We start from the raw sequence: 21,903 nt of genomic DNA, 5'->3' as shown, positions 1-21,903 counted from the left end.
GTGCCCGTCTGCGATCGCAGACGGGCACCAGCCTTTTCGCGGGTGTTTCTTGTCGGTGGGCTGTGCGACGCTGTCTGTCATGAGCGAGAAGGTGGCCGGCACCGTTTCCGACGATGTACTGCGGTCTTTCGAGGGGCATCGGCGGGAGCTGTGCGCCTACGCGTATCGAATGCTCGGGTCCTCGTTCGAAGCCGAGGACGCGGTGCAGGAGACCTTCACGCGGGCGTGGAAGTCCTACGACTCCTTCGAGGGCCGGTCCAGTCTGCGGTCCTGGTTGTACAAGATCACCACCAATGTCTGTCTGGACATGGTGGACGGTCCGCAACGCCGCGCCAGACCCATGGATCTCAACGGTCCCTCGACCCCCGATTCGCAGCTGCCCGCGCCGGAGCCGGATTACGTGTGGGTGGAACCGATTCCGAACGCCCTCGCCTTCGGCGCCGATCCGGCCGAGGCCGCCAGCACGAAGGACACGCTGCGCCTGGCCTTCGTCGCGGCGGTGCAGCATCTGCCGGCCAGTCAGCGCGCCATCCTGATCATGCGCGAGGTGCTGCGCTTCTCGGCGGGCGAGACCGCCGACATGCTCAATGTCTCCCCGGCCTCGGTGAACAGCGCCCTGCAGCGGGCCCGCGCCACCATGTCGAAGGTGCAGGAGACGGCCACGGTCTCGGACCCCTTCGACGAGAGCAACGAGCAGCAGCGCAAACTCGTCGACGATTTCGTCAAGGCCTTCGAGGCCTACGACATGGACGCCCTCACCGACCTGCTGAAAGCCGATGTGGCCCTGTCCATGCCGCCGTTCTCGCTGTGGATCTCCGGTCCCGAGAACGTGGCCGCCTTCATGCTCGGCACCGGCCACGCGTGCCGCGACTCCCGCCTGGTCCCGCTGGCCGGCGCCAACGGGCTACCCGCCTTCGGCCACTACAAGCCGAGTGACGAGCCCGGCCGCTGGATCCCGTGGTCCATCACCACTCTCGAACTCGACGGTGACCGCATCTCCGGTCTCACCTTCTTCCTCGACACCGAGAAGCTCTTCCCGCTGTTCGGCCTGCCCATGGAGTTGGGCTCGAACTAGGGCGGGCTTGTCACGCCGTCGCCGCGCTCCGGTGGACCGGCTTGGCGCGCAACCTCCGTCGAAAGACGGAGGACATCGGTGGCCGTCGCTGATCGCCGTTGATCGGAGGCTCCGCACGAACTAGCCGGTTCCCCTACCCTCACGGTCGGCGCCACCACCGGTCAAGATCGGCGACTCACCCGTTTTGGGTCACACCCAGCGCGTGCAGTCCATCCGGAACACTGATACCTCGGCGGTGCCCGGGTCGCGGACCACGGCGGTGTGTTCGCTGAACCCGCCGGCCGGGAATCGAAATATGCTCTCCCACAGGTGCTCACGAGAGGTGCGTGATGACGGTAGAGCTGCACGCGGACGAGCTGTGGGCGGAGAATCTGCGCCGCATGCTGGTGGGGGTGCGTCACGAGGTCGTCATGGCCATCGCCCGCCCCGTCCGCCCGGAGACCGAATATGGCTCGGAGGATACGGTTTTCCGGCAGCTGCACGCCGCCGGCAAGCAGGTCCGGCTGCTGTTGTCGGCCGCCTATGTGGGCGCGCGCGGACGGCAGTCGGTGCTACGGCAGTTCGCGGTCGGCTCGCAGATCCGGGTCACCGACACCGACTTCTGCAATGTGCTGATCGTCGATCGCGAGCGGGCGGCGCTGTGGTCGGCCGCGCCCGGGCAGCAACCGCGCGGCCTGCTGGTGGCCGAACCGGCGCTGCTGGGCGTGGTGCACCAATTCGCCGTCCGCACCTGGCATTCCGCGCGTCAGCTCCGTGATCATCTGGAGCTGGGGGAGCGCGGGCTGGACGCGGTGGCACTCGCGGTGATCGAGCAGCTGCACGCCGGAGCGAAGGACGAGACGGCGGCGCGGGCGCTGGGGGTGTCCCTGCGCACCTACCGCCGCTATGTCGCGCAGCTGATGGCCCGCTTCGAGGTCAGCACCCGATTCCAGCTCGGGGTACGGGTGCGTGACCTCGGGCTGTTGAGCAGCTGACCGCACACCCGGTCAGTGGGGACTGCGCATCCCTTCGGCATGCTCGGCCGCATACCGCTTGGCGGCGGGATAATTCGCCTTGCCGCTGGGCTGCCGCATGACCTCGTCGACCAGCCAATACCCCCGGGGTGCTTTGTATCCCGCGATCCTGCTGCGCAGGTGCGCGTCGAGCTCACCGAGCGCGAGCGAGGCTCCCGGCCGCGGCTGCACCACCGCTGCCACGGCCTGTCCGAAGCGATCGTGCGGAATGCCGATCACCAGGGCGTCGAAGACCTCCGGATGGGATTTGAGAGCGGTCTCGACCTCTTCCGGGAACACCTTCTCGCCGCCGGTGTTGATGCACTCCGAGCCGCGCCCGAGCAGGGTGACGGTGCCGTCGGCCTCGTAGCGCGCGTAGTCGCCCGGCGCCACATAGCGTTTGCCGTTCACCTCGGCGAAGATCGACCGCGTCTTCTCGGGATCCTTGTAATACCCGAGCGGCACGTGCCCGGTCCGCGCCATCCGGCCCACCGCGCCCGGCCGGGGTTCGACCAGGTTGCCGTCGTCGTCGAGCAGGACGGCCTGCGCACTGAACTTCACCCGCGGGCCCTGTGTGTGGTCGGAATCCTTGGTGACCACGGACAATCCGGTGCTGCCACTCTCCGAGGAGCCGATCACGTCGGTGATGAACAGGTTCGGGAAGGTGTCGAGGTACTGCTGTTTGAGCGAATGCGAGAACAGCGCGGCGTGGCTGCTGAACGCCCACAGGGACGAAACCTCGTAGTGCCCTTCGTGATACGCCTCCAGCAGCGGTTTGGCCATGGCATCACCGACCACGGTGAGCACATTGACCCGGTGCCGCTCGACTACCCGCCACACCTCGTGCGCATCGAACTGTGGCACGAAGACCACGGTGCCACCGGAGTTCAGGGCGATGAAGGCCGCCCACTGCGCGGCGCCGTGGATGAGAGGCGAGAGCGGGGCCATGACCATTCCGGTCGGCGCGGACTTCGCAGAGGCGGCCAATTCCCATTCGTCCGAGACATACTCACCGGTCACATGATTGATGCCGCCGCCGAGCGTCCGCCAGACGTCCTCGTGCCGCCACATCACGCCCTTGGGCATGCCGGTGGTGCCGCCGGTGTAGAGGATGTACAGGTCCTCGCCGCTGCGCGGACCGAAATCGCGGTCCGGCGACTGCGCGGCCAGCGCCGCGTCGTAGTCGGGTCCGATCGCGAGCACCTCGGTCACGGACGGCACCGCAGCCAGGACCTCGGCGACGATGGCGCCGTACTGCGCCTCGTGGACAAGGGCTTTCAGATCCGCGTTCTCGACGATGTAGCGCACCTCGTCGGCCACGTAGCGATAGTTGACGCACACCGACACCGCCCGCAGTTTGTAGGTCGCGAGCATCGTTTCCAGCGCCTCGGCCGAATTGCGTGAGTACACGCCGACGTGATCGCCCGCGCCGATGCCGCGGGCGGCCAGGTGGTGCGCGAGCCGGTTGGCCCGCTCGTCCAGTTCGCGGTAGGTGAATTGCCGGTCGGCGCAGATCAGGGCGATCCGCTCCGGGACCGCGTCGACGGCGTGCTCGAACAGGTCTGCAACATTGAAAGCCATGGGTTCACCCTGGTTCGCACCCGGGTGAACCGACACTTCATCGGATGGCAGGAAGCTGCCGATCGGCGGTCAGGCGGGGTAGGCCATGTGGAAGGGCTCCCACTGGTGGCCGTCGAGGTCGAGGAAGGTACGGCTGTACATGCCCACCTCGGCTTCCTGGGCGCGGCGGTCGGGGCTGAGTTCTTCGGTGCCGCCGGCCTGGAGGGCCGCTTCGACGAGGCTGTCCACTTCGTGGGGGCTGGACAGCGCCAGGGCGTAGACACCGTTGACGGTGCCGCGGGTGTCGCCGAGGGGGCGGGTGCCGAAGGTGGTGAAGAAGTCGTAGGTCAGCAGCATGACGCAGATGTTGTCGTCGACCACGATGCAGGCGGCATTGCCGTCGGTGAAGTCCTGGTTCACCTTCCAGCCCACGGCCTCGTAGAAGCGCTTGGACCGGTCCAGGTCGGCGACGGGCAGATTGATGAAGATCATCTTGCTCGGCATGGCGGGTCGATCCCTCTCATTCGATGTACTGATGGGGACGAAGCGGGTGCGGAAAACTCATCGGTCGTGCAAGAGTGACTGAGGGAGGTGCCCGATGACTCACAGCTACCTGGTCGCCCTCACCGGAAGCGGCGGAACGGTTCCACCGGAGCTGGGTGTGGTGCGGCGTCTGGTGCGGCGTGGCCATCGGGTGACGGTGCTGGCGGAGGAATCGCTTACCGGCCCGGTGACGGCCACGGGCGCGCGGCTGCGCCCGCGCGCGGGGGCCGGATTCGCCCGCGACACCGCCGACGAAATCGATGCCGAGCGACCCGATCTGGTGCTGGCCTCCTTCTTCGCCTTCGGGGCCATGGTCGCGGCGCAGGCCTGTGAGGTGCCCTTCTCGGTGCTCATCCCCGGCATCTACCCGCTGCCAGTGGAGGGTGGCCCGCCGCCGGGTTCCGGCTTCGGCAAGGCGCACGGGCCACTGGGCCGGTTGCGCGACCGGGTGGTGGGCTCGCTGGTGCAGCGGCGCTGGGACGAGGAACTGCTCCCGAAGCTCAATGCCCTGCGCGCGGATTTCGGGCTGGAGCGGCTGGCCCACTATCAGGATCAGGCGCGGCTGGCGCGCCGGCAGCTGGTGCTGTCCAGTGCGGCGTTCGACTTCCCGGGGCAGGGGCCCGACGGGGTGCGCTGGGTCGGCCCGATCCTCGACGAGCCGGATTGGGTCGAGGGCGCCACGTGGACGCAGACCGACGGCGGCGACCCGCTCGTCCTGGTCGCGCTGTCCACCACCTTTCAACGCCAAACCGATTGCCTGCAGCGCATTTCCGACGCCCTGGGCCAGCTCCCGGTGCGCGGCGTCATCACCACCGGCCCCGCCGTCGACCCGGACGAGCTGCGCGCCCCGCCGAACGTGACAGTGCTGCGCGCCGCCGGGCACCGCGAAATCATGCGGCATGCCAGCCTGGTCGTCACCCACGGCGGCCACGGCACCCTGATGAAGTCCTTCGCCGCCGACCTCCCGGTCGTGGTCCTGCCGCACGGCCGCGACAATGCCGACAATGCCGCGCGCGTCCGCGCCCACCATGCCGGAATCACGGTGCCGCGCACCGCGACCCCGCAGCGCATCGCCCGCGCGATCCGCCACGTCCTGCGCACCCCGGCCCACTACCGGGCCGCGGCCGAACTGGGCCGCGCCATCCGCCACGACGCGCGCGGCGAGGCCCTGCTGTACGAACTGGAACCGTCGACGGATCATCACGACCCGGTGGGTGAGCGCATCTCCTCCGTCCGTGGATTCGAATCCTGATGTTCGGCCGGATTTCGCGTTCGACCGGCCGCATATGGCTGGCAGGCCGGGTTTTCGCTGGTTAGCGTGAGCCGCATGGATTTCGTGGCCATTTTGCGCGAGAAATTGAGCGAGCTCGGAGAGCTGATCACGCCGGGGGCCGATCTGGCCGCACCGGTTCAAAGTTGCGGGGATTGGACCTTCTACGACCTGGTCGACCATGTCGGCCAGGGCAATCTGTGGGTGGTCACCGGCATCCGGGAGGGCCGCGGCGACTATCAGGGCGAACCCGCTCCGAAGGATCCCGTCGAGCTGCGGGCCTGGTACGACGAGACCACGCAGGCCCTGCTCGAGGCGGTGTCGGTCGCCCCGGAGACCCCGGCCTGGACCTTCACCAAGCTGCTGCCGCGCACGGTCGGGTTCTGGCAGCGCCGCCGCGCCCAGGAGACCCTCATGCACGTGTGGGACGGCAAGAACGCGCTCGGCATCGCGGAGGAATTCGATCCGGCGCAGGCCGCCGACGGCATCGCGGAGGTCTTCGAACTGTTCGCGCCGCGCATGATTCAGCGTGGGCTGGCGAGCGAGCCCGAGGTGGCGATCAGGGTCCGCGCCGCCGATACCGGTGAGAGCTGGACCTATGGCCCGGGCACCCCGGTCGCCGAAATCTCCGGCACCGCTTCGGATCTGCTGCTGGCGCTGTGGCAGCGCAAGCCCGCTAACGATGCGGCGCTGACCTGGCAGGGCAATTGGGCGGCGGGGGAGCGGGTGCTCGCCGGTCCGCTGGTGCCGTAAACCGTTCCCGGACAAAGAAAAACGGCGAGGTGGTGGCCGGTATGGGAGCCACCGCCTCGCCGTCGGCCGCAGTGCAGGGTTCGGCCGAGTCTCCGGGAGTTGGTACCGAGTCTCCGAGAGTTGTTACTGCACAGCGTCGGTCAGCAGCGACCCTAGTGCGCGCAGGTGGTCGGTCGCGCCGCCGAGGGCGAACTCGTTGTGCTTGGCGGCGGTGAAGTACTGGTTCACGATGTGATCGCGGTCGATACCGACACCACCGTGCACGTGCACCACGGTGTGGGCGACGCGGTGGCCCGCCTCGGCGGCCCAGAACTTGGCGGTGTGGACCTCGGCCGCGGCGGGCAGGCCCTCGGCCAGCCGCCAGGCCGCCTGCTGCACGGCCAGGCGCACGCCCTGGACGTCGATGTAGGCGTCGGCCAGGCGCTGGGCCACGGCCTGGAAGCTGCCGATCTTGCGATTGAACTGCTCGCGCTCCCGGGCGTAGTCGGCGACCAGTTCCAGGCCCTTCTCGACCACGCCGAGCTGGGTGGCGGCCAGGCCGAGCCAGGCGCGCTCCAGCAGCCAGGTCAGGATCTCGGCGCCCTGGTCGACGGTGCCCACCAGCTCGGCGGGGGTGCCGGCGAATTCGACCTCGGCCTCGGGGGAGCGGTCGGTGACGATCTGGTCCTCGACGCGCACCGAGGCGTGCGACGGGTCGACCAGGAAGACCGCGGGGGAGCCGTCGACGCTGGCGGACACCAGGATTCGCGCCGCCTGGCGGGCGAAGGGCACCGTGGTCTTGAGACCGGTCAGCTGCCAGCCGTCGCCCGCCATCGCGGTGGTGACCGGGCTGGTGAGCTCCCAGTTGCGCTCCTCGCTCAGCGCGGCGGTGAGGATGACCTCGCCCCGCGCGGCCTGGGCGGCCAGCTCGCGTTGGGCCGTGGAGCCGAACTGCGCGAGCGCGCCGGCGCCGAGCACGATCGACCACAGATACGGCACGGGCGCGACGGACTTGCCGATCTCGCGCAGGATGGCGGTCTGCTCCAGCACGCCGAAGTCGCTGCCGCCCACCGTCTCCGGCAGGGCCGCGGCCAGCACGCCGGTCTCGGCGAGCGAACTCCACAGCGATTCGTCGAAGCGCACGGTCGGGTTGCCCGACGCGTCGGTGTTGCGGTCGAGCTCACGCAGTCGGTCGGCGGTGACCAGCTTGCCGGTGACCTCGGCGGTGAGGCGGGCGAGATCCTGCTGCGCCTCGGTGAGGGTGAAATCCATGATGGTTACCTTGGTTTCGATTAGCGCGCGGCGGCGGGCTGCTTGAGGGCGGTCATGGCGATGATGTCGCGCTGCACCTCGTTGGTGCCGCCGCCGAAGGTGAGGATCAGGCAGGCGCGGTGCATGCGCTCCAGGCGACCCCGCAGCTGCGAGCCCGCCGAGTCCTGGCGCAGGTAGGCCTGCGGGCCGAGGATCTCCATCAGCGCGCGGTAGGACTCGGTGGCCAGTTCGGTGCCGTACACCTTGGTGGCGGAGGCGTCCCAGGGGCGCGGGGCGGCATCGCCGCCGGCGTCGGCGCGCGAGGCGATCTCCCAGTTGGTCAGCTTCAGGTACTCGACCTTGGCGTGGATACGGGCCAGGCTGATCTGGACCCATTCCTGGTCGATGACCCGGGCGCCATTGGCGGTCTTGGTGTTGCGCGCCCACTCGGTCACCTGCGCGACGGCCAGGGCCAGCGGGGCGGACGAGGTCAGCGCGACGCGCTCGTGGTTGAGCTGGTTGGTGACCAGCGCCCAGCCGCCGTTCTCCGGGCCCACCATGTCGGAGTGCTTGACCCGCACGTCCTGGTAGTAGGTGGCGCTGGTGTCGGGCCCGGCCATGGTGTGCACCGGCGTCCAGGAGAAGCCCTCTGCCGTGGTCGGCATGATGAACATCGAGATGCCCTTGTGCTTCTTGGCGTTCGGGTCGGTGCGGGCGGCGAGCCACACGTAGTCGGCGTAGGCGATGAGGGAGGTCCACATCTTCTGGCCGTTGATGATCCAGTCGTCGCCGTCGCGGACCGCGGAGGTGCGCAGCGAGGCCAGGTCGGTGCCGGCGCCCGGCTCGGAGTAGCCGATGGCGAAGTGCAGCTGGCCGGCGGCGATCTTGGGGAGGAAGAACTTCTTCTGCTCCTCGGTGCCGTAGTGCATGATCGTCGGCGCCACCGAGTTGATGGTCAGAAACGGCACCGGGGCGCCGGCGATGGCGGCCTCGTCGGTGAAGATCAGCTGATCCATGGTGGAACGGTCCTGGCCGCCGTACTCCTTGGGCCAGCCGAGGGCGAGCCAGCCGTCGCGGCCCATCTCCTCGACCACCTCGCGGTAGACATTGCCCTCGCCGTACTCTCCGGTCTGCGCCGAAAGCGCTTGCCGCCGTTCGGGAGTGATGAGGCGGGTGAAATAGTCACGCAGCTCGGCACGCAGCTGTTCCTGTTGCGGCGTGTAGGCGATACGCATAGCAGTACCTCTAGCCTTCGTTTCTCGGTTCAGCCGATCATCGCACGCAAGTGAAACATGTTCCAGTATTCGTTCCGGTTAGGGCTACTTTGCTGTTCTGACCACGGGTCCGCTTGTTAGGCTCGGGAAGAACCTGTGGTTAAGGAGAGAACTATGAAGGTGATCGTCGATTTCGATCAGTGCGAAGCCAACGGAATCTGCGTCGGAATCGCCCCTGACGTCTTCGATCTCGATGACGATGACAATCTGCACGTCAACGAGGCCGAGGTCACCGAGGCCAACCGTCGCGATATCGAGTCCGCCGTGGCCCAGTGCCCCAAGGCGGCATTGAAGCTGGTCTGAGCGCACGCTTGCCCGTCGGGTGGAACACGTTCTAGAGTCGGCCGGTGAGCGATTCTGATGTAAGTCTTTCGGGCCGGGTTGCCATCGTCACCGGCGCGGGCGCCGGGCTGGGCCGGGCCGAAGCCCTCGAGCTGGCCCGGGCCGGCGCGTCGGTCATCGTCAACGACCTTGCCGAGAACGACGCGGTGAGCGCAACCCTCGCCGACATCCGGGCGCTGGGCGTCAAGGCGGAGTTCGTGGGCGGCAGTATCGCCGAGCGCGCGACGGCCGACGCCTTGATCCGCACCGCCGAGGAGACCTTCGGAGGGCTGGACATCGTGGTGAACAATGCCGGGATCACCCGGGACAAGATGTTGTTCAACATGTCCGACGAGGATTTCGACGCGGTCGTCGCGGTCCACCTGCGCGGGCATTTCCTTTTGACCCGCAATGCGGCCGCCTTCTGGCGTGGCAAGTACAAGGAGACGGGTGCTCCCGTTTATGGGCGCATCATCAACACCTCTTCGGAGGCCGGTCTGCTCGGCCCGGCCGGACAGGCGAATTACGGTGCGGCCAAGGCCGGCATCACCGCGCTGACGCTCTCGGCCGCACGGGCGCTGGAGTCGGTCGGCGTGCGCGCCAATGCCATCGCGCCGCGGGCGCGGACGGCCATGACCGAGAAGGTCTTCTCCGCGGCTCCCGACCAGGGTCCGGACCCGCTCTCGCCCGATCACGTCGCGCGGCTGGTGGCCTACCTGGCCTCGCCGGCGGCCGAGGCGATCAGCGGTCAGCTGTTCGTCGTCTACGGCCCGATGGTGGCCCTGATGGCGGCTCCGGTGGTGGAGCAGCGCTTCGACGCCGAGGGCGAGTGGACCCGCGAGGGCCTGGCCGCGACCCTGGGCGGCTATTTCTCCGAACGCGGTTCGGACGCTACGTTTTCCGCCTCCTCGCTGAAGGATCTGGGCTGAGACTGGCCTCGGTGTCCCCGTCCGGGGGTCGTGGTTCCTGAAGACACGGCCCGGCCCCCGGCGCCTGCGGTTGATCACGAGATCGATCGTTGGTAAGAAAAGGGACAACTCTGTGTGTCGCCTCACAATGCGGCATACCTGTGGTGGTTAGGCTGACGTGAACCTGTTCTCAAAACTGGACGCCAGTTCAGAAAGATGACCTGTTCAAAACCGTCGAAACCTTCCCGAACCGTATGAGAACGTGTTCTAATCTTCGAGCGGGACCGAGATCACATTCAGATCTCGGTTGCTATAGCTAGGCAGGGGCAGGAGGAATAGCGGGAATGAATGAAGTCCTTGCCGTACCGCTGCGGGCGGTCGGAGGGTTCTTCGAACTCGCCGGTGCGGTCGCTCGCGCCGCGGTACGGCCCCCGTTCCAGCGACGGGAATTCATCGATCAGTCCTGGTTCATAGCCCGGGTATCCATCTTCCCCACCCTGATGGTGGCAATTCCGTTCACCGTGCTGGTGAGCTTCACCCTCAACATCCTGCTGCGGGAGATCGGTGCGGCCGACCTCTCCGGCGCGGGCGCCGCCTTCGGCACCATCACCCAGATCGGCCCCATGGTCACGGTGCTCATCGTGGCCGGCGCGGGCGCGACCGCCATTTGCGCGGACCTGGGCGCGCGCACCATTCGCGAAGAGATCGACGCCATGAAGGTGCTCGGCATCGACCCGATTCAGCGCCTGGTGGTTCCGCGCGTGCTGGCCTCGATGTTCGTGGCCTTCCTGCTCAATGGCCTGGTGTCCACCATCGGCATCCTGGGCGGGTTCCTGTTCTCGGTCTACCTGCAGGGTGTGAACCCCGGCGCCTTCGTCAACGGCCTCACCCTGCTGACCCACCTGCCGGAGCTTGTCATCTCCGAGGTGAAGGCCATGCTGTTCGGACTCGTCGCCGGACTGGTCGCCTGTTATCTGGGCCTGAACGTGAAGGGCGGTCCCAAGAGCGTCGGCGACGCCGTCAACCAGACCGTCGTCTTCGCCTTCATGGCGCTGTTCGTCATCAACGTCGTGGTCACCGCCGTTGGCATCAAGTTCACGGCGCGGTGATCAGATGGCGTTCGTGATCCAGTCTCGTTTTCCCAAGGTGACCAAGCGTTTTCAGCGCTTCACCGAGGCCCTCGATTCGGTCGGCAAGCACGCGGTGTTCTATGCGCGGTCGATCGGCTCGGTGCCCAAGGCGCTGGTGCACTACCGCACCGAGACCATCCGGCTGATCGCCGAGATCTCAATGGGCACAGGCGCTTTGGCCGTCATCGGCGGCACCGTCGTGATCGTCGGGTTCCTGACCCTGGCCGCCGGTGGCACCATCGCCGTGCAGGGTTACAGCTCGCTCGGCAATATCGGTGTCGAAGCCCTGACCGGCTTCTTCGCCGCGTTCATCAACGTTCGCATTGCGGCCCCGGTCATTTCGGGTATCGGCCTGGCGGCGACGCTGGGTGCCGGTACCACGGCACAATTGGGCGCCATGCGCGTCTCCGAAGAGATCGACGCCCTCGAGGTGATGGCCATCCGGCCGGTTCCCTTCCTGGTGGGCACTCGCATGCTGGCGGGCATCATCGCCATCATCCCCCTGTACTCACTGGCGGTCATCGCCTCGTTCATCGCCTCGCGCTTCGCGACCGTGGTGATCTACGGCCAGTCGGCCGGTGTGTACGACCACTACTTCTCGACGTTCCTGATCCCCAGCGACATCCTCTGGTCCTTCGCGCAGGCGATCTTCATGGCCATGGCGGTCATGCTGATCCACACCTACTACGGCTATCACGCCGCAGGCGGACCGGTCGGCGTCGGCGTGGCGGTAGGTAATGCGGTGCGGGCCTCGCTGATCGCGGTCGTCATGGTGACGCTGCTGATGTCGCTGGCCATCTACGGCACCTCCGGCAATTTCCATCTCTCCGGGTAGGGGCGGGACGACACACATGGTCCAACAACAGCGCGGAATGGCGAGCCCGATCGGCTCGCCGTTCGTCGAGAAACCGAAGCCGAAACGCTATCTCGAACAGGGGTGGGTCATTCGGCTGGCCGGCGTGGGCATGGTGCTCGGCCTGGCCGCTGCCGTCGCGATCTGCCTGGTGATGTTCGCGGGCGGGTTCGAAGACAAGGTCAAGGTCACGGTCACCGCACCGCGGGCCGGACTGGTCATGGACAAGGATGCCAAGGTCAAGATCCGCGGGGTCGAGATCGGGCGGGTCACCAACATCACCGACAGCGCCGACGGGGCGCGCATCGAACTGGCGATGGACCCGGACAAGCTGAAGATGGTGCCCGCCAACGCCACCGTGGACATCAACTCCACGACGGTCTTCGGTGCCAAGTACGTCAACTTCATCGAACCGAAGGTCCCCTCCTCCGACTCGCTGAAGGCGGGCTCGGTGGTGCAGGCGGGCGCGGTGACGGTCGAATTCAACACGCTCTTCCAGCATTTGAACGATCTGCTGGCGAAGGTGCAGCCGGAGAAGCTCAATGCGACGCTGACCGCGCTGGGCACCGCGCTGCAGGGTCGTGGCGACAAGCTGGGCCAGCTCATGGTCGACAGCGATCAGCTCCTCAAGGACATCAACCCGAGCCTGGCCGATCTGCAGCGTGATCTGCAGACCTCGGTCGGCGTGACCAACCTCTACGCCGACACCGCGCCGGATCTGTTGCGCACCACCGGGAATATGACGGTCACAGGCGGCACCATCGTCGATGAGAAGGACAACTTCGACAAGGTGCTGCTGAACCTGGTCGGCCTGGCCAACGACACCGGCGGCGTGCTCTCGGACAACCAGAAGGCGCTGGTCGACACCCTCGGCGTGCTGCGCCCGACCACCGAACTGCTCAACGAGTACAACCCGGCCCTGTACTGCCTGGTCGTCGGCGCGGCCAATGCGCTGCCGGACGGCAACCGCATCTTCGGTGGCGACGGGCCGTGGGTGACCCTGAACGCCGGCTTCATGGGCGGCGGCACCCCTTACTCGTACCCGAAGGATCTGCCGAAGGTGAACGCCACCGGTGGCCCGCACTGCGAGAACATCCTCGACCGAGTGCCGGGCAGCCACTCCAACTACCTCGTCACCGACACCTCCGAGGGTGAGGTGTGGACACCGGCGATGGATACCCACCTCAATGGCCCCAAGGTGTTCCAGATCCTGTTCGCCGGACTTCCGGGGGTGCCGAACCCATGAGGCTCAAAGTACATTCGAGCAGCGTGAAATTGGGGATCTTCACCCTGATCATGGTGCTGGTCCTGGCCGCGCTGGGCATCGTCTTCAGTCAGATGCGCTTCGCCCGTTCGACCGGCTACCACGCGATCTTCACCAGTGCGGCCGGGATGCTGCCCGGCTCGAAGGTGCGCATCGCGGGTGTGCCGGTGGGCTCCGTGAGCCGGGTCTATGTCGGCAAGGACCATCTGGCCCATGTCGACTTCGACATCGACAACCAGTACCACGTGTATTCCGGCACCCAGGCGGCCGTACGTTACGAAAACCTCGTCGGCGACCGCTATCTGGAGCTGATGGACGGTCCGGGCACGGCCCAGCCGTTGCGCAAGGGCGCCACCATCGGGATCGACAGGACCAAGCCGGCGCTCGATCTGGATCTGCTGCTCGGCGGGTTCAAGCCGCTGCTGCGCGGCCTCAACCCGCAGCAGGTGAACGATCTGACCGGGGCGCTGCTGCAGGTGTTCCAGGGACAGGGCGGCACGCTGGTCGCACTGCTGAACAGCGGCGGCTCGTTCAGCAAGACCCTGGCCGATCGGGATGCCTTGATCGGCAGCGTGATCGAGAACCTGAAGACGGTGCTCGGCACCATCGACCAGCGCAACGCGGATTTCGGGACCACCCTGAACGAATTGCAGCGCCTGGTCAGCGGTCTGGCGGCCGACAAGGATCCGATCGGCGACGCACTGCCCCGATTGGCCGGGGCCACCGGCGATCTCACCAGTCTCCTGCAGCAGGTCCGCCCGGATCTGAAGGCGAACGTCGAACAGCTCGGCAAGCTGTCGCAGAACCTGGACGACCGCAGGGACGACGTGCAGTACGTGCTGGACCTGCTGCCGGACACCTACAAGAAGCTGATCCGCATCGGCTCCTACGGCTCGTTCATGAACATGTACGTCTGCGGTACGGCCGTCATCGTCGACGGACCTGACGGCCAGCATCAGACGCGCCTCGTCGCGCCCGGCGGTCAGTCCACCGGAAGGTGCTCGGACAAATGAATCAACAGCGCTCACCCCTGATCGATATCGGGGTCACGGGCATCGTGCTGGCGGTGACGATCTGCCTCACCGCCCTGCAGTTCGACCGGTTGCCCTTCATCCGCTCGGGCGCGGAGTTCACGGCCTACTTCGCCGACGCCGGCGGGCTGCTGCCCGGCGACCAGGTGCAGGTGGCCGGCGTGAAGTCCGGCCGGGTCGAGAATGTCGCGCTGGACGGCGCCAAGGTCAAGGTGCGGTTCACCCTCGACGAGGCGATCGTGCTGGGCACCAAGACCACCGCGGCCATCAAGACCAATACGGTGCTGGGCCGCAAGTCCCTCGAGGTGGTGCCGACCGGTGACGGCGCACTGCGGCAGGATCAGCCGATCCCGTTGGAGCGCACCACGTCTCCGTACTCGCTCACCGACGCGCTCGGTGATCTGGCGACCACGGTGAAGGGCCTCGACACCGACCAGGTCAACAAGACCCTGGACACCCTGTCGGACGCGTTCACCGATACGCCCGGACCGCTGCGGTCGGCGCTCGACGGCGTCACCCAGCTCTCGCGCAGCCTGAACAACCGCGACAAGGCGCTCACCGAGCTGCTCTCGCACGCCCAGAACGTCACCAAGGTGCTGGGTGATCGTGCGACACAGATCAATTCACTGCTGGTCGACGGCAACAGCCTGCTCGGTGAGCTGGATGCCCGCCGCGCGGCGCTGAGCCAGCTGATCGTGTACATCAATGGTCTCGCCCAGCAGCTCACCGGCTTCGTCAACGACAACGAGGCGCAGCTGAAACCGACGCTGGACAAGCTGAATTCGGTGCTGAAGCTGTTGCAGGACAACAGGGACAACCTCGGCAAGGCGGTCGACGAACTCGGACCGTTCGAGGCCGCGCTCGGTGAACAGGTCGGCAGTGGGCCGTACTTCCAGGCGTACCTGTCCAATGGATCGAGTCCGGCCCTACAGGTGCTGGTCGACGCCATGGTCTGGCCTCAGCATCTGCCCGACTCGCTCCAGAAGGAACTCACCGACAACGGGGCCCTCACGACCTCGATCATCCCGAAGGAGCCGGAGCGTTGAACGCAATTCGCAAGCTGCCCCGGTGGACCCGGATCGCCGCGGCGGCCCTGGTGGTCGCACTGGCCGGGTGGCTGGTCTACGGGCTGGTCTCCGACATCGGCAAGAAGCACATCACGGCCTACTTCCCCTCGACCAACGGTCTGTATGCCGGTGACGAGATCCGCGTGCTCGGTGTGAAGGTCGGCAAGATCGACTCCATCGATCCGGGCAAGGACCGGGTGACGGTGAAGATGACCGTCGACCGCGGCATCGATCTGCCCGCCGATGCCAAGGCCGTGATCATTTCGCCGTCGCTGGTGTCCGCGCGCTTCATCCAACTCGCGCCCGCCTACACCGGCGGACAGAAGATGGCCGACGGCGCGTCGATTCCGGTGGAGCACACCGCAGTTCCGGTGGAATGGGATGACATCAAGGCCGAACTGACCAAGCTGTCCACCGCGCTCGGCCCGATCGGTGAGGACAAGCAGGGCTCTTTCGGCCGGGTCATCAATACCGCCGCCGACAACCTCGGCAATGGCAATGCCCAGGCCTTCCGCGACACCCTGAAAGAGCTGTCCAGCACGCTGAATACGCTCTCCGACGGCCGCACCGACCTGTTCGGCACCATTCGCAATCTGCAGCAGTTCGTCGACGTACTGTCCAAGTCCAATGATCAGATCGTGCAGTTCGGCGGTCGGCTGGCTTCCGTCTCCTCGGTACTGGCCGGGGTCTCCACCGATCTCGGTTCGGGGCTGGACAATCTCGATTCCGCTGTCGCCGACGTGAAGCGGTTCCTCGACGAGCGCGGCGGTGCGCTGACCGAAAGCGTGCAGCGACTGGCCGACGCCACCCAGGTACTCGCGGACAAGAGGCCCGAACTGGAGCGGATCATGCACTCCGCGCCGACCGCGCTGGTGAACTTCTATCAGCTCTACAAGCCGGCGCAGGGCACAATCGCAGGCGCCCTCGCCGCGCCGAATTTCGCAAACCCGTTCGCCTTCCTGTGCGGTGCGGTCGAAGCCAACGCGACCAATGATTCCCAGCACAGCGCCGATCTGTGCAAGCAGTATCTGGCGCCCATCGTCCAATCGCTGATGATGAACTACCCACCGGTGATCCTGAATCCGGCGACGCAGCAGAACGTGTTCCCCAACCAGCTCACCTACAGCCCGCCCGATTTGGCCAACCAGGTACCCGCGCCCGACGCCGCACCGGTGGCGTCGCCCAAGTCCCTGACCGATCTGCTCATTCCCGGAGGTGGACGATGATGAGCCGCCGCAGGATTCGCCTCGCGGGCGCGGCGATCAGCCTGGTCGCGGTGCTCGGTGTGAGCGGCTGCGAGTGGGACGGCCTGAACTCGGTGTCCATGCCCGGTGCGGTCGGCACCGGGGAGGGCTCGTGGCAGGTGGACATCCAGATGCCGAATGTGACCACGCTGACCCGCAATTCGCCGGTCATGGTGAACGACGTGCCCGTGGGCACGGTCACCGGCATCAAGGTCGAGAACTGGCACGCGCTGGTTACCGTCTCCTTGGAGAAGGGAATCGCTCTGCCCGCCAACGCCATCGCGCGTATCGGGCAGACCAGTCTGCTGGGCAGCAACCACGTGGAGTTGTCCGCGCCGACGAATGAACCTGCGCAGGGCCGGCTGAAGGCCGGGGACGTGATCCCGCTCGAGCGGGCCGGGGCCTACCCGACCACCGAGCAGACGCTGTCCTCACTCTCGGTGGTGCTCAACGGCGGTGGCATCTCCCAGGTGGAGACCATCACCAAGGAACTCGACGCGACCTTCAAGGGCCGTACCGACGCCATCCGCGACCTGCTGCCGCAACTGAATCAGCTGACCGGCACGCTGGACAAGCAGACGAACGACATCATCGCGGCCATGAGCGGTCTGGACCGGTTCGCCGGGGTGCTGTCGCAGCAGAAGGACGACGTCGCCGACGCCGTGACCAAGATCCACCCGGCGTTGACGGTGCTGGCCGATCGCCGCGAGAACATCACCAAAACCTTGACGGCACTGGGCGGTCTGAGCGATACCGTGCAGCAGATCATCGACCAGGGCGGCGGCAACCTGAAGGCCGACCTGGCCAACCTGGAGCCGGCACTGCAGTCGCTGGCCGCCACCGGCGGCAAGCTCGCGGATTCGCTGCAGTGGCTGCTGACCTTCCCCTTCCCGATCAAGAACATCGACAAGGTCATCAAGGGCGACTACATGAACCTGTTCATGACGGTCGATCTCACTGCCGCCCGGCTGGATTCGAACTTCCTGACCGGTACTCCGCTGGGCGGCACCTTCGGTGGCGCCCAGGCCACCCTCGGCGAGGGGACGCATCCCGCTCCGCCGCAGGGTAAGGGCGATCCGCTGACGGATCCGCTGAAGCCGTCGGCCCAGAACCCCACGCCGGCTCCGACGCCGAGTATCGCTGGGCTGCCGCCTATTCCGGGCCTGCCGGCCATTCCGGGACTCACCGTGCCCGCGCAGCAAGGGGCTGACGGAAAGTGAAACTGACCAAGTTCGTCAAGGTTCAGCTGGCCATCTTCACGGTGCTGACCGTGATCGGCCTGACCGTCATGGGCGGCAACTATGTGAAGCTGCCTGCCATGTTCGGCATCGGAAGATACGGCGTCACAGTGCAATTGGACGCCACCGGCGGCCTGTACCAGACCGCCAACGTGGCCTACCGCGGCACCAATGTCGGCAAGGTGGAGGAGGTCCGGCTCACCCCGGCCGGGGTGGACGCCAAGCTGTCCATCGACAGCGACTACAAGATCCCCGCCGATGTGCAGGCCTACGTGAAGAGCGTCTCGGCGGTCGGTGAGCAGTATGTCGACCTGGTCCCGCCGGATGCCCCCACCAGTGGCAATCTGCACGACGGCTCGGTGATCCCGGTGGAGCGCACCAAGCTGCCGCAAGACGTCGGCGCCATGCTCGACCAGGCCGACCGGCTGCTGTCCACGGTCGCAGACACCAAGCTGCAGGAGGTCATCAACGACGCCTTCGTCGCCTTCAACGGTGCCGGGCCGGATCTGCAGCGATTCATCGACTCCGCGTCCCTGCTGGTGCAGGAGGCCAAGAACAACACCGATCAGACCAAAGATCTGCTGGACAAGATCGGCCCGCTGCTCGACACCCAGAACCAGTCCGCCGACTCCATCCGCGGCTGGACCAAGGACCTTGCCACACTCACCGACCAACTGCGCCAGCATGATCCGTCGCTGCGTGCCGTGCTGCAGCAGACGCCGTCCACGGTGCAGAAGGTGAACAAGACCTTCCAGGATCTGAAGCCGACCCTGCCGATCATGCTCGCCAACCTGCTCAGCGTCGGACAGGTCTCGCTCAAGTATCACGCCGGGCTCGAGCAGATCCTGGTCGTCTACCCGCCGCTGCTCGCGTCGCTGCTCACCGCCATCCGCGGGCCGGTCCAGAACGGTGCCATGGTCGACTTCATGCTGGGCTTCGAGGATCCGCCGGGCTGCACCACCGGCTTCCTGCCGCCCAGTCAGCGGCGTTCGCCCGCCGATCTCAGCCCGATCGACACTCCCGACAACCTGTATTGCAAGGTGCCGCAGAACGCGAAGGAAGCCGTCCGCGGAATCCGCAATACGCCCTGTGTCGATGTGCCGGGTAAGCGGGCTCCGACTCCGGCTCTGTGCCACGACCCGGATGGCTATGTGCCCGAAGGCGACAACCCGCCGTTCGGCGATCCCAAGCCGGTGGACAACAACGGTCAGCCGCTCGATAAGCTGCTCGGTAACCAGAAAGCCCCATTCATCGGGCATTCGGACCCGAGCACCGGCACCTTCGTCGGACCTGACGGTCACGTGTACCGTCAGGGGGACGTCAATGCAGATGGTTCAACTAAGGTCCCGTCGAGTTGGCAACAGCTGCTTCAGGAGCCACCGCGATGAGCGATAACCCAGCAAATCGAAACCGCACTCGGCGGCGTGTCGTCCGGCAGGCGGGCCCGCCCGTCGAGGACGACCGCACCGGCATCGAGGTTCGGGAGGCGGCGCTCGGCGCCGCGAGTCCGGAAACAACTGCCGCTGAGCCGAATGCGGTTGCCGATGCTGGGGTGCCGGCCGAGACCGCCGCGTCGAAGCCGGTGCAGACCGAGAAGTCGACGTCGGCGGAGCCCGCGGTGTCGAAGCCCGCCGCGGCTTCGACGTCGACGTCGGCCGAGGACACTGAGTCGAAGACCGCGGAGACCGCAGAGTCGAAGCCCGCGAAGGCCGCTGACCCGATCGACGCCGAATCCGCCGACACGGAGCCGGAAATCGTGGTCGGATCCGGATTGGTCGACGATGAGCCTGTCGAGGACGCGGCCGAATCCGAGGACGGCGAGCCGGACTCGCGGCTGCGCAGGATCTACGTCTCGCTCGGGCGACTGGGTTCGGTGGCCGCGGTGGTGGCCCTGGTGTCCGTGCTCGTGCTGATCGGTTCGGGTGGCCTGTTCTTCTACCACCAGCACCGGGCCGACGCGCTGCGCGACCGGCGCGCCGAATACGTGCAGGTGGCCAAGCAGGCGTACCTGGACATGGTCACCGTCAAGAGCGACACTGCCGATCAGGACATCGACCGTCTGCTCTCGGTCGCCGGCGGTGGTCTGAAGGACGAGTACGCGACCAACAAGGACGAGTACAAGAAGCTGTTCGAGCAATTGAAGGTGCAGTCCTCCGGCAAGGTCATCTCCGCGGCGATCGAACGCGATGACAAGGACTCGGCCATCGTCCTGCTGCTTGCGCAGCAGACGGTCTCCAATGTCGCCTCCAACGGGCCCATGCAGAAGGACTACCGCTTCCGGGTGACCGTCACCCGGAAGGGCGACTCCGTGACCGCCTCGTCGATGGAGTTGGTGCCGTGAAGCTCACCGTGCGTTCGATCGTCATCGCCGCCGCCGGCATCCTGCTCGTGGCAGCCGTCGTAGTCGGCTCGCTGGTCGGGGACCGATTCTGGTCCGAGCGGCAGGCCGAGCAGAACCGTTCCTCCGCAACCGCTTTCGCGGCGGACACGGTGGAGTCGCTGTTCACCTACAACTACGATTCCGCCGAGAAGGACCTGCCGGCCGTCGCCGACAAACTGACCAGCGACTACCGGGACTCCTACCTGAAGGTGATCCACGAGCAGGCCATTCCGGCGGCCAAGGAGAAGAAGCTCTCCGTTCAGACCACGGTTCAGGCGACCGGCGTGATCACGACCACCCGTGACCGCGCCACCGTCCTCGTCATCGCGGATCAGCGATTCTCGAGCGCCGATACGCCGCAGGACACGCTCATGAGCGATCGGCTGCAGGTGGAACTCACCAAGCAGAGCGGGCACTGGCTCATTTCGGACGTCAAGCCGATCTAGGTCACCGGCTCGAACCGAGCCGAGTCGATATCGGGCGCGCAGCCCCGGGCACTCCCGGGGCTGCGCGCTTTTTTCGGCAATGTGTACAGGGACGGCGTCTCGAAGTGCATTGAGTGACAGCAACTTTCGGAATTCTCCGCCTTGACACCTTCTGGAACCAGTTCTAGATTTGGAAGTGCGTCCCACACGGGCGGGGCGCGGCACAGCGCTGATGCGCAATGGGGTATCGGGGGTTTCACGGTAGGAATCACGAAAGATGTTTCTTTCGTGTTCTTTTCGCTGCTGCTTCCTTCGAGGAGCTCGCGCGCATGGGCGGGAACTGTTACGCAACCGAATTTCTACGGTTGACAAAGGGGGGAATTTCGCGACCCTTCGTCGGCTGGAAAGGGTCCGCGGTGTGACTACTTCTTATCTGCTCGGGGGACATATCCCACTGACCGATTCCTCGGTGCGGGAATTCTATGACCGGTACCTGGAAATTCGCCGCTCGTACGAGGAGACCGCCGAATGGACCGGGGTTTCCGTCCCGGAACTGCTGGAGGGCGGCCGGCACACCGAACGCGAATTGCTGCACGCCTTCGATGGGTTGCGTCAGGCGGCGCTGGTCCTGGGGCTGCACGATGTGCTGGCGGCACGCGGTGTCCACCCGGACGCGGTCGGCGGGATCAGCCTGGGGGGACTGCTCAGTGCCTGCCTGGCGGGCGCCGTCGATCGGCGTGAGCTCTTCGAGATGCTGCACTATCATCGGCTGGTCCCGCCACAGCCGGCCGGCACCCGGGCGCAGGGAATGGCCGTGGCCGCCTTGCGATTCGGTGACGATCCCGAGGACTACTACGGCGAGCGGCGGCCCGGGGTGTACCTGGCCGCGGACTACGACGCCGCCTACGGCGGGGATGTGCACGTCATCGTGCTGTCGGGGTATGTCGACGCGCTCGAGGAGCTGGTGGCCCAGCACCCGCGCCGGATGCAGATGCTGGACGAGTATCCCGGCGCCTTCCACAGTCCGCTCGCGCAGTACGCGACCGACTTCATGGCGCCGCACATCGCCGGAATGACCTTCCGGGATCCGAAGATCACCCTGTTCTCGCCGCACGTCGCCGGCGCGGTGACCACGGCCGACGAGGTTCGAGACTTCTTCCTGTACAACCACGTCCGGCCGGTGGGCGTCAAACCGCTGATGACCGAGGTCGAGCGGATCGGCACCACCGCGGTGGTCGGGCTCGGGCCGGGGCTGCCGCAGAGTCTCGTGGTGGAGCCGTTGACGATGACATTGATTCTCACGCCCGGCGAACTGGATGAGGCCGCGGAAGCGCTGAGGTGAACG

At 66.5% G+C, this 21,903-nt stretch carries 21 protein-coding genes; 17 read left to right on the top strand and 4 right to left on the bottom strand.

The features are described from left to right. Window positions 1-79: 79 nt before the first annotated feature. Both AB0L60_RS03030 and AB0L60_RS03025 read left to right on the top strand, forming a co-directional pair. Window positions 80-1,075 carry a sigma-70 family RNA polymerase sigma factor gene (locus tag AB0L60_RS03030; protein WP_364606249.1) on the top strand — a complete coding sequence of 332 codons (996 nt, stop codon included), beginning with the start codon at window positions 80-82 and terminating at the stop codon, window positions 1,073-1,075. A gap of 329 nt (window positions 1,076-1,404) precedes the next feature. Next, window positions 1,405-2,049, top strand: a complete 645-nt coding sequence (locus AB0L60_RS03025; protein ID WP_364606246.1) for a hypothetical protein — start codon at window positions 1,405-1,407, stop codon at window positions 2,047-2,049. A 12-nt stretch (window positions 2,050-2,061) separates the two neighbouring features. Here the strand turns inward: AB0L60_RS03025 and AB0L60_RS03020 are convergent, their stop codons facing one another. Beyond that, on the bottom strand, window positions 2,062-3,648 hold the full coding sequence (locus tag AB0L60_RS03020; protein ID WP_364606243.1) for an acyl-CoA synthetase: 1,587 nt from the start codon (window positions 3,646-3,648) through the stop codon (window positions 2,062-2,064). Between the two features lie 69 nt (window positions 3,649-3,717). Then, window positions 3,718-4,131 (bottom strand): VOC family protein, encoded by a 414-nt coding sequence (locus AB0L60_RS03015; RefSeq protein WP_364606240.1) that lies wholly within the window; start codon window positions 4,129-4,131, stop codon window positions 3,718-3,720. Window positions 4,132-4,225: 94 nt separating this feature from the next. On the opposite strand from AB0L60_RS03015, the gene AB0L60_RS03010 reads away from it, so the two are divergent. Further along, a complete protein-coding gene (locus tag AB0L60_RS03010; RefSeq protein WP_364606237.1) occupies window positions 4,226-5,422 on the top strand; it encodes a glycosyltransferase in 1,197 nt (398 codons plus the stop codon). Between the two features lie 75 nt (window positions 5,423-5,497). Next, window positions 5,498-6,193 (top strand): maleylpyruvate isomerase family mycothiol-dependent enzyme, encoded by a 696-nt coding sequence (locus AB0L60_RS03005; protein WP_364606234.1) that lies wholly within the window; start codon window positions 5,498-5,500, stop codon window positions 6,191-6,193. A gap of 123 nt (window positions 6,194-6,316) precedes the next feature. Here AB0L60_RS03005 and AB0L60_RS03000 read toward each other — a convergent pair whose 3' ends face one another. Beyond that, window positions 6,317-7,444, bottom strand: coding sequence for an acyl-CoA dehydrogenase family protein (locus AB0L60_RS03000; protein WP_364606231.1), 1,128 nt, complete (start codon window positions 7,442-7,444; stop codon window positions 6,317-6,319). 20 nt (window positions 7,445-7,464) lie between these two features. Then, window positions 7,465-8,658 carry an acyl-CoA dehydrogenase family protein gene (locus tag AB0L60_RS02995; RefSeq protein WP_354831163.1) on the bottom strand — a complete coding sequence of 398 codons (1,194 nt, stop codon included), beginning with the start codon at window positions 8,656-8,658 and terminating at the stop codon, window positions 7,465-7,467. Window positions 8,659-8,811: 153 nt separating this feature from the next. On the opposite strand from AB0L60_RS02995, the gene AB0L60_RS02990 reads away from it, so the two are divergent. The 13 genes from AB0L60_RS02990 to AB0L60_RS02930 all read left to right on the top strand — a co-directional run bounded on the left by AB0L60_RS02990 (window position 8,812) and on the right by AB0L60_RS02930 (window position 21,900). Continuing rightward, complete coding sequence (locus tag AB0L60_RS02990; protein WP_040854753.1) at window positions 8,812-9,000, top strand: ferredoxin; 189 nt, start codon at window positions 8,812-8,814, stop codon at window positions 8,998-9,000. 44 nt (window positions 9,001-9,044) lie between these two features. After that, a complete protein-coding gene (locus tag AB0L60_RS02985) occupies window positions 9,045-9,947 on the top strand; it encodes a 3-oxoacyl-ACP reductase (RefSeq protein WP_364606228.1) in 903 nt (300 codons plus the stop codon). 323 nt (window positions 9,948-10,270) lie between these two features. Next, window positions 10,271-11,035 carry an ABC transporter permease gene (locus AB0L60_RS02980; RefSeq protein WP_040854757.1) on the top strand — a complete coding sequence of 255 codons (765 nt, stop codon included), beginning with the start codon at window positions 10,271-10,273 and terminating at the stop codon, window positions 11,033-11,035. Window positions 11,036-11,039: 4 nt separating this feature from the next. Then, the gene (locus AB0L60_RS02975) at window positions 11,040-11,891 is read left to right on the top strand and encodes an ABC transporter permease (protein WP_364606226.1); all 852 of its coding nucleotides are present in this window, start codon (window positions 11,040-11,042) and stop codon (window positions 11,889-11,891) included. Between the two features lie 130 nt (window positions 11,892-12,021). Beyond that, entirely contained in the window at window positions 12,022-13,155 is a 1,134-nt protein-coding gene (locus AB0L60_RS02970) for an MCE family protein (protein WP_364606747.1), read from the top strand. A 23-nt stretch (window positions 13,156-13,178) separates the two neighbouring features. After that, entirely contained in the window at window positions 13,179-14,186 is a 1,008-nt protein-coding gene (locus AB0L60_RS02965; protein WP_364606223.1) for an MCE family protein, read from the top strand. After that, a complete protein-coding gene (locus AB0L60_RS02960; RefSeq protein ID WP_364606220.1) occupies window positions 14,183-15,250 on the top strand; it encodes an MCE family protein in 1,068 nt (355 codons plus the stop codon). The genes AB0L60_RS02965 and AB0L60_RS02960 overlap by 4 nt, the downstream gene beginning before the upstream one ends. Continuing rightward, window positions 15,247-16,497, top strand: coding sequence for an MCE family protein (locus AB0L60_RS02955; protein WP_364606217.1), 1,251 nt, complete (start codon window positions 15,247-15,249; stop codon window positions 16,495-16,497). The genes AB0L60_RS02960 and AB0L60_RS02955 overlap by 4 nt, the downstream gene beginning before the upstream one ends. Then, window positions 16,497-17,735 (top strand): MCE family protein, encoded by a 1,239-nt coding sequence (locus tag AB0L60_RS02950; RefSeq protein ID WP_364606214.1) that lies wholly within the window; start codon window positions 16,497-16,499, stop codon window positions 17,733-17,735. The genes AB0L60_RS02955 and AB0L60_RS02950 overlap by 1 nt, the downstream gene beginning before the upstream one ends. After that, a complete protein-coding gene (locus tag AB0L60_RS02945; protein ID WP_364606211.1) occupies window positions 17,732-19,141 on the top strand; it encodes an MlaD family protein in 1,410 nt (469 codons plus the stop codon). The genes AB0L60_RS02950 and AB0L60_RS02945 overlap by 4 nt, the downstream gene beginning before the upstream one ends. After that, window positions 19,138-20,094, top strand: a complete 957-nt coding sequence (locus AB0L60_RS02940) for a hypothetical protein (RefSeq protein WP_364606208.1) — start codon at window positions 19,138-19,140, stop codon at window positions 20,092-20,094. Before AB0L60_RS02945 ends, AB0L60_RS02940 begins: the two co-directional genes overlap by 4 nt. Beyond that, on the top strand, window positions 20,091-20,579 hold the full coding sequence (locus AB0L60_RS02935; RefSeq protein WP_364606205.1) for a h domain protein: 489 nt from the start codon (window positions 20,091-20,093) through the stop codon (window positions 20,577-20,579). Before AB0L60_RS02940 ends, AB0L60_RS02935 begins: the two co-directional genes overlap by 4 nt. Before the next feature lie 397 nt (window positions 20,580-20,976). Continuing rightward, complete coding sequence (locus AB0L60_RS02930; RefSeq protein ID WP_364606202.1) at window positions 20,977-21,900, top strand: acyltransferase domain-containing protein; 924 nt, start codon at window positions 20,977-20,979, stop codon at window positions 21,898-21,900. Window positions 21,901-21,903 lie beyond the last annotated feature (3 nt).

The organism is Nocardia sp. NPDC051981 (assembly GCF_040680715.1).
Classification (GTDB): Bacteria; Actinomycetota; Actinomycetes; order Mycobacteriales; family Mycobacteriaceae; genus Nocardia.
This window is presented reverse-complemented; position numbering and strand designations above follow the sequence as displayed.